The sequence below is a fragment of the Thiomicrospira microaerophila genome, from assembly GCF_000934765.1.
Taxonomy (GTDB): Bacteria; Pseudomonadota; Gammaproteobacteria; order Thiomicrospirales; family Thiomicrospiraceae; genus Thiomicrospira; species Thiomicrospira microaerophila.
On record NZ_JYNN01000001.1, the window covers coordinates 90,520 to 105,546 of the forward strand.

Consider the following 15,027-nt stretch of genomic DNA (forward strand, 5'->3'; position numbering starts at 1 on the left):
CGGATTTAAACCTAAATTACTTAACGTGATTGAAGTCGAGAATTTGCATATTCATAATCAAACCCGCATCTTGAATCGGCAGCACAATGGCATCTTCACCGGATTCATTATGATGGGAATGCCACCAACCTGGTGGGGTGATAAAGACCGAGCCGGCTACCCAGTTGGCGCGAATCGGGTTAATGATTTGACCTTGATCGTCAATCTCTTTGCCAATCATCGTATAGGTGTTCTCGCCAGCGGCGACACAATAGTCGATAGCAATGGAGTTGTGACGATGGGGTTTTTGTACAACACCTTTTGGCAACACATTGTATAAAGACCACAGCGTGTGACTCAGCGTCATGGTCAGTGGAAAGTTTGGATTAGATAACAAAATACCGGTACGATTACGTCCCTCACCTTGCGCTCGGACAGCCGCGAGCTCTGATGCTAAACGCTCCTTGGTATAAAGGACGGGGCTAAAACGTTGTTCAGCCGGCATGACACCAAGATAGCTAAGCAACGGACTATCGGTTACCCAATAAAGTGCGGCATCTTCGGTGGCACTGTGCAACGCATCCGGCAGCGCGGGCAGGGTGAACAAATCGCCTTGCTTCCACTCAATCGTACCCTGTTGCATTTGGGTGCGACCCTTGCCGCGAATGACATAAAACATTTGTGACGTCGCTTTGGCATCGGTAACCAGGGTTGTACCTTCGATAATGCGAATAAAGTTCGCCATTAAATTAGGTGTCGTGGCGGGGTAAGCCGTTTGCAACTGTTCACTTAAATCAAATGGAATAACCCGTGAAGCCCCTTCAGCATATAAAGTATGTGGGAAGTTGACCACCTCAATTTTTGGCATCGGTGGATTCACTGCAGACATATACTCTTTAAAATCCGCTTGTTGTTCCCATTGCTGTTGAACCGCTTGCTGAACTTGTTCGATGGGTTGTTTGGCTAGCATAGGACACATCCTTTTTATAATTAAAATTTAATAGTTAAAATCAACGGAATCGATTTAGTTTTTTGCGCTCACTCGAAGAGGGGATGCCCAACGCTTCACGATACTTGGCAATGGTTCTGCGTGCAATACTGATATCTTGTTCCTCTAACAAGTCCATCAATTTATTATCACTTAAAGGCTTGCTTGGGTCCTCATTGCTTATGAGCTCTTTAATATGGGCTTTAATTGCAACCGCTGATTGATCCTCACTGCCATATTGACTAATACCACTGGAAAAAAAATATTTTAACTCAAATGTACCGCGCGGGGTTTGCATGTATTTTTGATTAGTCGCACGAGAAATGGTCGACTCATGCAATTCAAGCACTTCCGCAACCTCGCGTAGTACCAAAGGCTGCATCGCCTGTTCACCTTCTTCAAAAAAACGACATTGTTTTTCAACAATATAGCGCCCAACACGTAATAGGGTTTCACCTCGACTTTGCACACTTTTAATCAAGCCTCTGGCTTCGGCTAGCTGTTCTTTTATCTTGCGTGCTTGTTCAGTATTGTCTATTTTATTCGCCAGATCGATATAGGTTGTGTTCACCGCTAAGCGAGGAAAAGCCTCCTGATTCAACTCCACTAACCAGCCTTGTGCTGTCCGTGATAAACGCAGATCAGGAATAACCAGATCCGTCTGCGTATTGGCAAACTCTCTGCCAGGACGCGGATTGAGTGATTGAATTAACCGGAGTAAAACAGCCAGCTCGGTATCATTTAAACCATAGACTTTTTTAATCCGCTTGTGATCATGATAAGACAGCCAATCAAAATGTTCTTTTACCAACTGAAGGGCGGTGATTTTGTAGGGTGAATTCGCAAGATTATTAAGTTGTAAAAGTAAACATTCTTGAACAGAACGCGCACCCACGCCAACCGGCTCAAACTGTTGAACGGTTAACAGCACACGCTCAATATCAGCAATTTGCACCTCGAGTGATTCATTGTCTTGGATTGAAGATTGAATTTCATTAAATTCAACGTGAAGATAACCTTCCTCATTAATCTCATCAATAATATAGGAGGCAATCAGCTGTTCTTCAGGGCTAGCCCAAACAAAAACATCGGCTTGCCAATTTAAATGATCATGTAAACTTTTTTGTTCGGCAGTATAGTTTTCAGGGGGGGTGTAATCCTCAGACTCCTGATTAGTGGTGTGGTTTGTTGCACTCACTTGACGATCGCTATAAAGATCCTCTAAGCTGTATTCTGCCGCGTAAGCATCATCACTAGGTTGAGCGTCATTATTAATATCCAACTCTTTTACGCTAGGCTCAAAGGGCTCAAATTCATTATCATCAGGACTATCATCATCAAGCCTTGTCGCTTCATAGTCGTCTGCCTGTGCTATATCATCCGCAAACTCATCTTCAATTTCGAGCATGAAATTTGTTTCAAGCGTCGCCTCAATGGTTTGCTGCACCTCTAAAGCCGAATATTGCAAAATCTTAATTGACTGCTGCAACTGTGGCGTCAGCTTAAGATGTTGCCCCATGTTTATTTGTAATCCTGGCATAATCGCCATCTACAAATGCTCCTCGAATAATATCTATTGAATTAGGATGTCGCTTTTTATGCCCAAAGCGTGCCGTTGTCGATATAATAATCTAAAATCTGTCAAAACGGTAATAAAACGGTTACCTTGATGCAGAATTGGCATAGAAATTGAACGTTAAATTTTTAAAATAGGTTTACAGGAGGAGTGATTATGACAATAAAAGCCGATGCGTTAGAGATTATTGAAAATCTACCGGAAGGTGCAACCTGGGATGATATTGTTAAGGAATTAATCCGACAGCGTAAGATTACCGTTGGGTTACGTGATCATGAAATACATTCGAATGAAGACTTTAGTGAAGCTGAGCTAAATGCTATTATGGCGCGCTTACACTCAAGCCATTCTATGCCGGATGATAGACGCAACACCAAAAGCTATAAACCAGGCAATGCGACAACATTAGGTATGATTGCCGGTGTGATTGCCGTGGTATTTGCATTTGTTATTCCGCCAATTTCTTGGTTGGGTGCGGCAATTGCTGTGATTGCCGGCGGATTTGGCATTTCGCGTAAAGAAGAAAAAGCATGGATTCCATTGTTATTAGCGTTTGTTTCAGTGTTTGCATTTTTTATTGGTATTAAAGGGTTCTAACAATTCCTAAATTTTTATGTTATGTTTCTTTATGTTAAGCCGGCTTGATGCCGGTTTTTTTTACACCCTTTACATGTTCTCATAATGTATATTATGTTAAATTGGATTTAAACCAAAAAAACACCAGACGGCCTCATCATAAAACCTTGCCCCGCTACACCATTAATTTAGTAAAATAATTTACTAAATTAAAATCACTTCAACATTGCCCAATCTTTAGATGGCAAAGCACTACTCATTAAATCTGCCGCAGACTTGACGGTACCCTTCAGCATTGGATGTGGCTTACGCTTTTTTTTATTAACGACCATTTTTTTAAAAGGAGTTTCATACAACACCAAGACCTTAACAGGACAGTCCTCAGGTACGTCGTTTGGTAAACGAATCAGATGGTCACGAACTACTGTCTCAAATTCAATCGCGTACATAACACGCTCCTCATGTTAATTAAATCTAATGCTATTTTAACCTAAAACTCAAACTTGGTTATTAATCAGGCGGATAACATCTTCTGCCGGTCTGGCGATAATGGCTTGTTGGTTTATCACAACAATGGGTCTTTGGATAAGCTTAGGATATTGGCATAGAATTTCAAACCAGGCCTGGTCATCGCGTTGATCATCAACGCTCAACCCTAGTGCCTGAAACAATACTTCATTAATACGAATAATACCTGTTGCACCACATTTGAGCATCTGGCATATGTCAGCTAACATCTCAGGGTTAATTGGCTGCTCTAAATAGCGAATTTCGTCTACCTGATAACCGTGCTGAACCAAAAGTTTTAATGCCTCACGGCTTTTTGAACAACTTGGGTTGTGGTAGATTTTGGCTAGTTTTAAGGGCTTATCTGACATATCAGCTCCAGTTTATAATTAAAATATCCAGTCTGTGGGGTGTTTAGTCTTCTTTATCCAAACGTTGGCTTAATGCCGCTTCGACCGCATCGAGTCTGGATTTACATATTTGATAAGCACGGCTGGCTTCGTCCACCATGGGCACTAACTGATCAATATCGACCTCATCGGTTTGTGTCAGCTGATTGGCAATCTGTTGTAATTTCGCATAGTTCTCTTTAAAACTTTCAGCTTTGGCGATTTTTGCCATACTTGGCACTCCTTGTGTTTGGCTCGGGTTCAATGGGTTTTATTGGATTGGGATTGAACTGGGCGTACGCGCAGCTCACCATCGGTGAATTGTAAACTAAACTCATTAAGCTTTGCGGCTTGCTGTGCTGAGCTAATGGGTTGATTGGCGTCTGTTTTCGCCATCGCAAAGCCCCGTTTTAACTGGGTTTGCGGCCCAGAACTGAGGATAAAGCTTAGCGTTTGCTGGCTTTGTTGTCGATAAAAAATCACCGCTTTTTTTGCACTAGCCTCCACCTGCTGCTGGTGCGCCAGCAAATCGGTTTTTAAACGTGCAATGGGCTGTTTGGCTTGGCGATAGACTTGCGCGATTAAACTATCCAAACGCACTTTATTTTGACCAAGCTGCTGCTGACTGCGGGATTGAATCTGCGCAAACAAGGGCGCTAATTGGTGTTGCCAATAGCTAAAGCTACGTGCTTGATTGTGTTCAAGCTGCTGTTTTAGTTGGCTTAAATGAGCGGTGGCATTTTGCAATCGTTGTAGCGCCCCGCTTTCAATACGCTGCCAATTATCAACCGCACGCTTGGCTTGTTGGCTAATCTGTTGCCAAATACCATTGATTACCTTACTGGGCGTATCGAAACGCGTATGTGCCACTTCGTCCAAAATGGTGTTGTCACGCTCATGCCCAATGCCGGTTAACACCGGTATCGGCATCGCACAGAGTGCTTTGGCCAATTCATATTGATTAAGTGGGTTTAAATCGAGTTTGGCACCGCCACCGCGAATAATCACCAATGCATCAAAGGCGTTTTTTTGGTGCAGGGCATCAAACGCCTCAAACGCCGCCAGCATTTCATCGCGCACCTGCTCACCTTGGAACGCGCTATGAAAATAAACAAACTCACATAAATTAAGATGTTGAAGCCTGTCTGCTTCGGCACGAAAATCGCCCAAGCCGGCCGCATTCGGTGGAGAAATCACAGCGATACGAAAGAAATCCCTAGCCAGCTCACGTTGCTTGTTTGCTTGATAAACGCCCTCTTTAATCAATCTTTGACGAATCGCGATTAAATTAGCTTCAATTTCGCCCAACGTAAAACTAGGGTCAATATCCTGAATCACCAACGAAAAGCCAAACTTTTCATGAAAATTAACCTGCGCCTGCACCAAGACTTTTTGCCCATCTTTGAGTGTGCTACCCGTAGTTTTTTCAAATTGCGCAAGCAAACTATCTGCCGTTGACGCCCAAATCATCGCACGACAATTGGCAAGCGTTTGCCCTTGATCGTTGTTTTCAGATAGCTCCAAATAAATATGGCCACGGCGCTCGTTTAGATTGGCAATTTCTGCTCTGACCCAAATCGCCTTTGGGAATTGGCTTTGGAGTTTAATTTGAACTTGGGATAACAGCTGACTTAAGCTTAGGCTGTTTTTTTCCGCCCGATTAGGATTAGAAAAGTCTGAGTCACCCACCAGGCCTGGTTGTAAATCCGGCATTATTTCAGGCATTATTTCAGTTAAAGGTAACCAAGCTTGAAACAAGCTCAAATCAATATTATCGGCATCGGGAATATACCATTTCTTTTTCAGCGGGTCCCAACGCGCGCCCTGCTGCTTAGCTAATTCCTTTTGCGAAAACGGCACCTCAAGATACAGCATATCTTAGCCCTCGTTATTCATGGCTTTCGCCGCTTCATAGTCAGCTTTGCGTTGGATTTCATTGGCGACCAACTGATAAGCCTGCTCAACGACTTCAATGCCCGCCTCTGGCTTGCAGGCATTTTCAGATAAATAGCGACGCCATAACCGGCCACCGTCACAACCATGAAATAAACCCATCATATGACGAGTGATATGGCTGACACGCCCGCCTTGCTGTAAATGCGCTTCGATATAAGGATAAAGCGCTGTTAATATTTCATAACGGGAAATCGGTGTTTTTTGCTTGTCATAATACAAAGAATCCACCTCGGTTAACAAAAATGGCTGCTCATAAATAGCGCGACCCAGCATCACCCCGTCCACCGCTGGCAAACCTTCATAATCTGTTAAATGGGCTAAACCAGCTTGCGGTGTTTTAATGCCACCGTTAATTGAAACTTCAAGCGCTGGAAAAGCACGTTTAACCTGATGCACCCAAGCATAATTTAGTGGAGGCACATCGCGATTTTCTTTGGGCGACAAGCCTTGCAACCAGGCTTTTCGTGCATGAATAATCACCCCGTCCACTCCAGCATTCACCAAGCTACCGACAAAATCAAGCAGGGTTTGTAAATCCTCCTGTTCGTCTATGCCAATCCGACACTTAACGGTCACCGGAATCGACACGGCGGATTTCATCGCCGCTACACCTTCTGCCACTAAGGCAGGATGTGCCATCAAACAAGCGCCAATCAAATTGTTTTGCACCCGATCACTCGGACAACCGACGTTTAAATTAATTTCACTATAACCCCACTCCTCGCCAAACTTAGCGCAAGTCGCCAGATCTTTTGGGTCACTGCCGCCCAGTTGCAACACCACGGGGGCATCAATCGGATTATGCCCCAAAAAGCGCGGCAAATTATTGCCATAAATTAACGCGCCGGTCGTGACCATTTCCGAATACAACCAGGCCTGGTTAGAAAGCAGACGATGAAAAACTCTGCAGTGCCGGTCAGTCCAATCGAGCATCGGGGCCACCGCAAAGCCGCTGGCGCTGGTTAAGCCGTTATTTTTAATAATTTTTTGTTTTATATCAGTGACTTGCAATGTATTTTTGCCTTTGGTTTTTTGGATTTATTTTGTATTATTTTAGCTTTTTTTGTTGCATTTTGATTTTTTAAATAACCATAGTACGCCCTAAAAACCTGTCGGACTAAAGCCAATCGGCTGTAGAAAAGCCCAGGTTTAGTCTGAAAAAATCCCTAAAAAAACTAAGGGTTACTGGGTTGGTAGCCTTGTTTAATGCGCCATATTGACAAGCAAGTCCGCCAAACCTAACCAAGGATCGCCGGTTTGCAGCCCTTTAATTTGACGATCAATTTGATAGGCTTGCAGCAAACAATCTTGCCAATGGCGTGCATTCTGGCGTCGCAAAGCTTGTGTGTACTCTTGCTGCTTGCTTGACCAAATGCGCAGATTTTTCATCACCTGCGGCAGCGGCATTTGCTGTTGCTTTTGCACCAACTCACTCAATAGCCGCAACTCTTTAGTCAGTAGCCAAAGCACAATCGGCGCCTCGGTACCCTCCTGTTTTAGCCGTTGTAAAACATGCAGCCCGTCTTTAACTTTTCCTAATAATAACAAACTACTTAGCGCAAATAGTTGATAATGTGCTTGATCTACTACCTTCTGTTCAATATCCTGCAGGTTCACCTGCGAACCCGCGGGTTTAATCAGCGCTAACTTTTCCAATTCCTGATCGGCGGCCAGTAAATTCCCCTCAACCCGTTCAGCCAATAAACAAGCCGCATCATAATCCAACTGCAAGGATAAATTCTGCGCTTGGTGTTGACACCACTTAGGTAATTCGCGTGGTTCAATCGGTTTAGATTGAACCACCAGACCGGCGGATTCAATCGACTGCACCCACTTAGATTTTGTTTGCCGCGCATCCAGTCGCTCGCAATAAATGATTAACACCAAATCCATTTCTGGCTGTGCGGGTTGATTACACCAGGCCTGGATAAACGCGCCACCCTCTTTTCCCGGGTTACCTGTTGGCATCGACAACTCAATAATGCGTTTTTGCGCAAACAACGAACCCGATTGGGTTTCCATCAGCAAACCTTGCCAATCAAACTGCGCATCAATATCAAAACGATCTCGCTGATCAAAACCCTGTTGAACCAAGGCCTGGCGCAGGCTATCGGTAACGCGTCGAATATAAAGCGGTTCCTCGCCATACACTAACATCACGGAAGGCAATACCATTTGCGCTTGCGCTAATTGTTTTAACAAGGCAGGGGCAAGAATCATCGTGCGAGTGCCTCCGCGACATAAGCACGATTAACACTATCAAGAATTTGACGCGCCAAGTTCTGCAACATCGCTTGGGTTATCGACTGCAGCTCGCGCTCGGCGGCCATTCGCTGATTAGGGTCTAACTGGCGATCACGCATTACCACCTGTTCGGTATCCATTATCTGAGCTTCATTGTCGAGACGATAAGCCTGAACCTGTTGGCTAAAACGAATCAATTCAGCCGTCGTTTGCCCGGTTTCACTGCGTGAGGTGCGGCTAATTTGACGGCCAAACACCCCTAACTCAATCATCAATTCGGCATCGGCTATCACCTCCACCTCCTGAACACCCGCGCGCGTCAAGTTCTGGCGCAACGCCTGTTGTAGCTCAAACGGTACGCTGGCATCAAAGCGCAAATACACCGTTTTATAATTTGCTTGAACGCCATCCATGCCGCGCAATTTAAAACCACAACCCGACAAGAGCCCAGCGCTAACCAGGCCTGCTAATAAATGACGCCTTGAAAAACGACCAGCGGCCATTAGCCTTTCACCACCAAGTTCACCAAACGACCCGGCACTAAAATTTCTTTTAGCATCTCTTTGCCTTCAATAAACTTAAGCACCGAGGCTTCTGCTTTAGCGGCGCTCAAAATGGTCTCCTTGGCCGCGTCCTTGGCCACCGCAATCTTCCCGCGTAATTTGCCATTTACCTGCACCATCAGCTCTATCTCATCCTGCACTAAAGCCGCTTCATCCACCTTTGGCCAATTCACATCCAACACCAGGCCTGAGTTACCTAAAGTTTCCCACAAAGCTTGGCTGATATGCGGCACCATCGGTGAGAGCATCAACACCAACAACTCCAAAGCCTCCTGCATCAGCGCACGACCCTGCTCGCTGTCGTCCTCGAATTTCGCCAATGCGTTTAACAGCTCCATGCAAGCGGCAATCGCGGTATTAAACTGCAAACGACGCCCGATATCATCCGACACCTTATGCAAGGTTTCATGCAGCTTTAAGCGCAAGGCTTTTTGCTCTTTAGTTAAACCCTCGTTTGAACGGCATTTCACCACCAGGCCTGGTTGCGAATTGCCCTGAATATAGCTCTGGCTATGCACCAAACGCCAAACGCGGTTTAAAAAACGGTGCGCACCCTCCACGCCCGAGTCAGACCACTCCAAGCTTTGTTCAGGCGGTGCGGCAAACATAATAAACAAACGCACCGTATCCGCACCGTATTTTTCAATCAAACCCTGCGGATCAACCGTGTTGCCTTTCGATTTCGACATTTTTGCGCCATCCATCAACACCATGCCCTGGGTTAACAGATTCTTAAATGGCTCATCCGAATTCAATAAACCCACATCACGCATCAACTTATGGAAAAAACGCGCGTACAACAAATGCAAGATCGCATGCTCAATGCCGCCGACATACTGATCAACCGGCAACCAATAATCCGCACGCGCATCCAACATCGCCTGATCATTATCCGCACACGCATAGCGCGCATAATACCAAGACGACTCAAAAAACGTATCAAAGGTATCGGCTTCGCGCTTGGCCGCGCCGCCGCATTTCGGACAGCTGCAGTTTTGGAATGAATCGAGTTTTGCTAAAGGCGAACCCGCCCCATCCGGCACCACATCCTCCGGCAAGCGCACGGGCAAATCCTGCTCAGGTACGGGCACCGGACCGCAATCGGCACAATAAATCATCGGAATCGGACAACCCCAATAACGCTGACGAGAAATGCCCCAATCGCGCAAACGGAAGTTAGTTTGCTTGCGTCCTAAGCCTTTTTCGCTCAATAAATCCGCCAATTTATCCATCGCGCCATCAAAGTCCAGCCCATCCAACTCGCCGGAATTAAACAACACGCCGCGCTCAGTAAACGCCTGCTCTGACACATCCACCGCGTCTTGATCCGCAGGACGAATGACCGCCTTAATCGCTAAATCATACTTCTTCGCAAACTCATAATCGCGCTGATCATGTGCAGGCACCGCCATAACCGCGCCCGTGCCATAACCCATTAATACAAAGTTCGCCGCCCACACAGGAACAATCTGATTGCTCACCGGATGGCGCACACGTAACCCCGTATCCACGCCCTTCTTCTCCATGGTTTCCATATCCGCCTCAGCGGTCGAGATATGTGAACACGCTTCAATAAACTGCGCTAACGGCTCATTCATCACCGACGCCTGCTTAGCCAGCGGATGATCCGCCGCCACCGCAACATAAGACACACCCATCAAGGTATCTGGACGCGTGGTGTACACCTTAAGATGCTCATCCATGCCCTCAATCGGAAATTCAATCTCCATTCCGGTTGATTTACCAATCCAATTGCGCTGCATGGTTTTAACCTGCTCCGGCCAACCTTCAAGCTGATCCAAATCGGCCAACAACTCATCGGCATAATCGGTAATTTTTAAAAACCACTGCGCGATTTCCTTGCGCTCAACCGGCGCACCCGAACGCCAGCCCTTGCCATCAATCACCTGCTCGTTGGCCAATACCGTCTGATCAACCGGGTCCCAATTCACCACCGACAACTTGCGATAAACCAGTCCTTTTTCAAATAACTTGGTAAACAACCACTGCTCCCAGCGATAATAATCGGGCGAACAAGTCGCCACCTCGCGTGACCAATCATAACCTAAACCTAACTGAGTCAACTGCTTGCGCATATAATCCATATTGTCATAAGTCCAAGCCGCTGGCGCGACCTTATGCTGCATCGCCGCGTTTTCCGCTGGCAAACCAAACGCATCAAACCCCATAGGCTGTAAAACATTTTTACCCAGCATCCGCTGATAACGCGAAATCACATCACCTATGGTGTAATTACGCACATGCCCCATATGCAAACGCCCGCTTGGGTAAGGAAACATCGACAGACAATAGTACTTTTCCTTGGTTGGGTCTTCTTTAACCTCAAAAACCTTTTGATCCTGCCAAACCTGTTGAATCGCGGCTTCAAGCACTTGGGGTTGGTAACTATGGGGGTGGTTTGAATCTTGATGGGCCTGTGATGCAGTCATTTATGCCATTTCCTAAATTTTGTCTATGATAAAATTAAACTATAAATATTAAATAATCCGCGCATTATACCAAAGCCCTCTCGAAAAGGAGACCGCAATGAAGCTATCAGACAAACTACAAGACGCTTATAACAGCTTGCTCGAATCCCTGTCGTTCAAAATTAAAGCGGCGGAAGATAAAAGCCTGCACTGGCTCGGCGAAGAAATCACTAACATCGAACAAAAAGGTCAAGCGCTTGAAGTGCTCACCGAGCACGAACTCGAACAAGTACAAGACATTCTCAAAAAAGACATTGAGATTGCCGCCGACTATTTTAATGAAGTGGGCGATGGTGTGAACGCCTTTATCGAAAACGACTGGCCAGCGATTGAAGCAATACTCAGCGAAAAAGCGCTATCCCTCGCCGACCCAACCCAGCTAGACTATTTAAAACTCCGATTACAAGCCGCAATGAATCAAATAACCCACAATTAACAACCAGGCCTGGTTGTAAAACTAGCGCTGTTTTAAAGGTAAGCATGCAAAAACAAAGCTCAAAAAAACACAATAGCAGCATTCAAAAACAACGCGGTTCAATTTTACTGATACTTGTTTTGATGCTTACGCTTGCATCGGCGACCTTCCTTTACAACATCACGGGGAAAACAGTACAACAAATGAAAACCAGTAACACACTACAGCAACGCGACCAGCTTAATGAAATAAAGCAGCGATTGATTTTGTTTGCTTCAGAATACAATCAAGATTTATTCTGTCAAGACGACCGCCAAGGTTATTTGCCTGTGGCATTAGATAGTGCTATGTTTGGTTTTAATGACTTGCTCAACTTAGACAACGTCGAACTTGAGTTTGAACATCCTTACGCTGATGAGGTAGCCGTTATTTGTTATGATAGTTTTTATGCGCGAAACGTATGCGACGCGCCTAGCAATCCCAAAATTGCATCACTCACATACAAGCAAAATAATGCAATTAAAACGGTTATTTCTCGGTCAGAGTTGAACTGCCCACCCACGATTTAAAGGATAAAAACATGACACCTAGATACCAAAAAGGCTTTACACTCATTGAAATAGCGATTGTTATTGTCATTATTGGTATCATTACGGCTGGCCTATTAAGCGGCATGGGGGCGATACGTGAAAGCGCCAAGTTCAAAGAAGATCAACGCAATCTTCAAGACATCAAAAGCGCGTTGCTTGGATTTGTCGCGGTAAATGGTTATTTGCCTTGTCCAGATACATCGGGTGATGGTTTTGAAAATATTGGACCCACAGGATCACACGATAGAAACGCAACGGGAGCCGACCTTCGATGCCACCAAACTTTCGGACTGCTTCCTTACCTAGATCTTGACACCCATGCAAAAAATGCCTATGGCTATCCATTTAGTTATTACATTAATACAAATGCTAACAATAATTCCAATATGAATGGCTCAAACGACAACAGTGCTAATTACTTTGGTAACTGTTCCGCTAACTCAGGAAATAGATGCTTTACTGCTAAAACTCGCCCTATCGCATCTGATGCTACATCTGATTTGGGTAATTATCGTGTTTCAGATGGAACAGCCTCACTAGCCAATCAAGTGCCTTTAGTTGTTGTATCTCACGGCAAGGATCTAAAAAATCTTACCACCTGTAATGGCAAGGGTAGTTTTGAAAACTGGAATTGCGACCGAACACAACGAACACTGACACCCGACAATCAAGTCCTACTCTATCAAGCACCACAATCCGAAACCTTTGATGACGTGTTGATTTGGTTATCCGGCTTAGAAATCAAACGTGCTGCCGGATTATTTGAAATAACGAGTATTCCTTACGACACCCCACCTCCACCTCCACCTAACCAGGATCCCCTAATCCCTGTCAACCAAGCCCCAAGCTCTGAATTTGTTGACTTTGATCAAATCGTGTATGGGAACTATAACAGTGACTCACAGCTCACCACGACTAACCAAAGCGATAAAATAAAAATTGAAGGAGATATGAACCAAGCCCTGGATCTTCGCAATGGAGAAGATATGCTATACGTAGAGGGTAACTTGAATGCACGACTTGACGGTGGTAACCAAGATAAAACCATTTTTATTGATGGCGATGTAAACAGCCCCATTGATTTAGGGCAAGGCAATAATACGATTGAAGTGACTGGCAGTGTCAATGCCATGATTCAAACTGGCAATGGTGCTAACAATATTATCATTCACGGGACCGTTAACAGCGCTATTACACTGGCTACCGGTGGACAAGATAGTGCAGTTTACTTGGGCAGCAATATCAATGCCACAGTTTCTGGCAGAGGGACAGTCTATATCAACCAAACACCTAGCCAGCTTGAGAACTGGCAATACAACCATATTCAAACTTTCAATACTATTTTATGCCGTCAAGAACCTGGTAGTACAAACTGGGTTAGCTGTAGATAGGACCAGGCATTTAAACAACTCAACACCTATGCTAATACCAAATCGAAAGCGCCACCATCGCAATCACGCCGACGCTGACTACATAAACTAACATAGGCATGAGTGTATAACGGATAATTTAGCCTTCTTTGCCGACTAGGTTAACAACCGAGGCGGCGACGCTGACCACACAAGTCATATTACCTGCGTTAGCCTTTCTAGCTTTAGTTTACCCCTTTACAAACACACACATGCCTGGGGCAAAGTTAACTTCAACTAGGCGTGATGTTGTTAGCCAATTATCTTGAACTAGCTTTGACATCGCTTCAGAAGGTCTAGGCGTCCAAGCAACATTAGGGTTATGGGCTGTAGGGGCAATCGTCACCCCTGCCCCTAAACAGCTGGCCCATTTTAATTCACCCGTACTTTCAATCATATATTTATAATTAATTCGCACGGTTGGCTTGTTAAAATGCACACGGTATAGTTTTTGGCCCGCATACATGTCCAACCCATCAAGAATAGCTTGAGAGCGTGCATCTTCACCGTTTCGCCGATAATGCTGTGCCAAGGCTTGTAACGTTTTGGGTGCGATAGTGCGAACGCGAGAATGATTTTTTGCCCAACTATAGCCCACATGCTGTGTGGTTTCAGGCAATAGTCGGATGCGTTTACGCGCTTTTGAAAAATCGATTTCAGCCAAGCCTAATCGCCGAACAATTTCTTGAAAAGCATGATCGCGATTTTTGTTGACAAACTCACTACGCGCGACCGCCATCGCATCTAAAAAATCATCATTAGCATGGGGATTGACCTCTTGCTCTTTGGATACGAACAGCTGCTTTTTAAGCGCGTCAATTTGACTACATAAGCTCAACTTAAATGTATTCATCCTGTGCACTTGTTCAAGCACTTGTGGGATATCACAGACCAACAAACCGACGGGTCGATTAACCCTATCTCCCATCCACAAATCAGTCAATTTATCAGCCAGTTGAATAAATACGTCTTCGGGCAGTGGCGTTTGTGCAACACGCCTTGTCTTTGCTACTTCATTTGTTTGATCATCAATACTTGGCATAAAGCCCCAGATGTCTTGACGATGATCCAGCACGACCTGGCGCACCGTGTTTGCCTGGGTCATAACAGCCTGACAGGCCGCTTTAAATTCAGTGTAATCCATATCATCACCGCCTTATCACCAAACCAAACGTCTATTTTAACAGCGCCTCAACCCGGATATTTCATAAATTTCACCGCGATCATCACGCGAATTTAGGAATCGAAGAAAGCGAAGTTAAATATCCGGTTTAAGCCAGCTGTTGGACTTCATTTGCACTTTCAATATGTTCAATGCCCCGCCCCCTCGCTTACTAAGAAAGCCA

General features: G+C 45.1%; 15 protein-coding genes. 4 read left to right on the plus strand and 11 right to left on the minus strand.

Annotated features, from left to right (window positions below; all coding sequences use genetic code 11):
- Positions 1 to 16 precede the first annotated feature (16 nt).
- Together NA59_RS00380 and NA59_RS00385 are read right to left on the minus strand one after the other, a co-directional pair.
- Complete coding sequence (locus tag NA59_RS00380) at positions 17 to 949, minus strand: cupin domain-containing protein (RefSeq protein ID WP_044406215.1); 933 nt, start codon at positions 947 to 949, stop codon at positions 17 to 19.
- A 40-nt stretch (positions 950 to 989) separates the two neighbouring features.
- The gene (locus NA59_RS00385; protein ID WP_044406217.1) at positions 990 to 2,516 is read right to left on the minus strand and encodes an RNA polymerase factor sigma-54; all 1,527 of its coding nucleotides are present in this window, start codon (positions 2,514 to 2,516) and stop codon (positions 990 to 992) included.
- A 183-nt stretch (positions 2,517 to 2,699) separates the two neighbouring features.
- On the opposite strand from NA59_RS00385, the gene NA59_RS00390 reads away from it, so the two are divergent.
- Positions 2,700 to 3,140 carry a hypothetical protein gene (locus tag NA59_RS00390; RefSeq protein WP_232503998.1) on the plus strand — a complete coding sequence of 147 codons (441 nt, stop codon included), beginning with the start codon at positions 2,700 to 2,702 and terminating at the stop codon, positions 3,138 to 3,140.
- Between the two features lie 194 nt (positions 3,141 to 3,334).
- Here the strand turns inward: NA59_RS00390 and NA59_RS00395 are convergent, their stop codons facing one another.
- The 8 genes from NA59_RS00395 to leuS form a co-directional block, all read right to left on the minus strand.
- A complete protein-coding gene (locus NA59_RS00395) occupies positions 3,335 to 3,568 on the minus strand; it encodes a hypothetical protein (RefSeq protein WP_044406221.1) in 234 nt (77 codons plus the stop codon).
- 48 nt (positions 3,569 to 3,616) lie between these two features.
- A complete protein-coding gene (locus tag NA59_RS00400) occupies positions 3,617 to 3,997 on the minus strand; it encodes an arsenate reductase family protein (protein WP_044406224.1) in 381 nt (126 codons plus the stop codon).
- 43 nt (positions 3,998 to 4,040) lie between these two features.
- Entirely contained in the window at positions 4,041 to 4,247 is a 207-nt protein-coding gene (gene xseB / locus NA59_RS00405) for an exodeoxyribonuclease VII small subunit (RefSeq protein ID WP_044406227.1), read from the minus strand.
- 29 nt (positions 4,248 to 4,276) lie between these two features.
- Positions 4,277 to 5,890 (minus strand): exodeoxyribonuclease VII large subunit, encoded by a 1,614-nt coding sequence (gene xseA, locus NA59_RS00410; protein ID WP_044406230.1) that lies wholly within the window; start codon positions 5,888 to 5,890, stop codon positions 4,277 to 4,279.
- 3 nt (positions 5,891 to 5,893) lie between these two features.
- Positions 5,894 to 6,982, minus strand: coding sequence for a tRNA dihydrouridine(20/20a) synthase DusA (gene dusA, locus NA59_RS00415; RefSeq protein WP_269763814.1), 1,089 nt, complete (start codon positions 6,980 to 6,982; stop codon positions 5,894 to 5,896).
- Positions 6,983 to 7,174: 192 nt separating this feature from the next.
- The gene (holA, locus tag NA59_RS00420) at positions 7,175 to 8,191 is read right to left on the minus strand and encodes a DNA polymerase III subunit delta (RefSeq protein WP_044406233.1); all 1,017 of its coding nucleotides are present in this window, start codon (positions 8,189 to 8,191) and stop codon (positions 7,175 to 7,177) included.
- Positions 8,188 to 8,718, minus strand: coding sequence for an LPS-assembly lipoprotein LptE (locus NA59_RS00425; RefSeq protein ID WP_044406236.1), 531 nt, complete (start codon positions 8,716 to 8,718; stop codon positions 8,188 to 8,190). Before NA59_RS00425 ends, holA begins: the two co-directional genes overlap by 4 nt.
- A complete protein-coding gene (gene leuS, locus NA59_RS00430; RefSeq protein WP_044406240.1) occupies positions 8,718 to 11,228 on the minus strand; it encodes a leucine--tRNA ligase in 2,511 nt (836 codons plus the stop codon). Before leuS ends, NA59_RS00425 begins: the two co-directional genes overlap by 1 nt.
- Positions 11,229 to 11,325: 97 nt before the next feature.
- On the opposite strand from leuS, the gene NA59_RS00435 reads away from it, so the two are divergent.
- Genes NA59_RS00435 through NA59_RS14100 form a run of 3 tightly spaced genes read left to right on the plus strand, consistent with a single transcriptional unit; the run spans position 11,326 to position 13,663 of the window.
- Positions 11,326 to 11,703 (plus strand): zinc ribbon-containing protein, encoded by a 378-nt coding sequence (locus NA59_RS00435; protein ID WP_044406242.1) that lies wholly within the window; start codon positions 11,326 to 11,328, stop codon positions 11,701 to 11,703.
- 44 nt (positions 11,704 to 11,747) lie between these two features.
- Entirely contained in the window at positions 11,748 to 12,251 is a 504-nt protein-coding gene (locus NA59_RS00440) for a hypothetical protein (protein WP_044406245.1), read from the plus strand.
- An 11-nt stretch (positions 12,252 to 12,262) separates the two neighbouring features.
- Positions 12,263 to 13,663, plus strand: a complete 1,401-nt coding sequence (locus NA59_RS14100; protein ID WP_052501355.1) for a prepilin-type N-terminal cleavage/methylation domain-containing protein — start codon at positions 12,263 to 12,265, stop codon at positions 13,661 to 13,663.
- Between the two features lie 208 nt (positions 13,664 to 13,871).
- Here NA59_RS14100 and NA59_RS00450 read toward each other — a convergent pair whose 3' ends face one another.
- Positions 13,872 to 14,825, minus strand: coding sequence for a hypothetical protein (locus NA59_RS00450; RefSeq protein ID WP_044406248.1), 954 nt, complete (start codon positions 14,823 to 14,825; stop codon positions 13,872 to 13,874).
- Between the last annotated feature and the right edge of the window lie 202 nt (positions 14,826 to 15,027).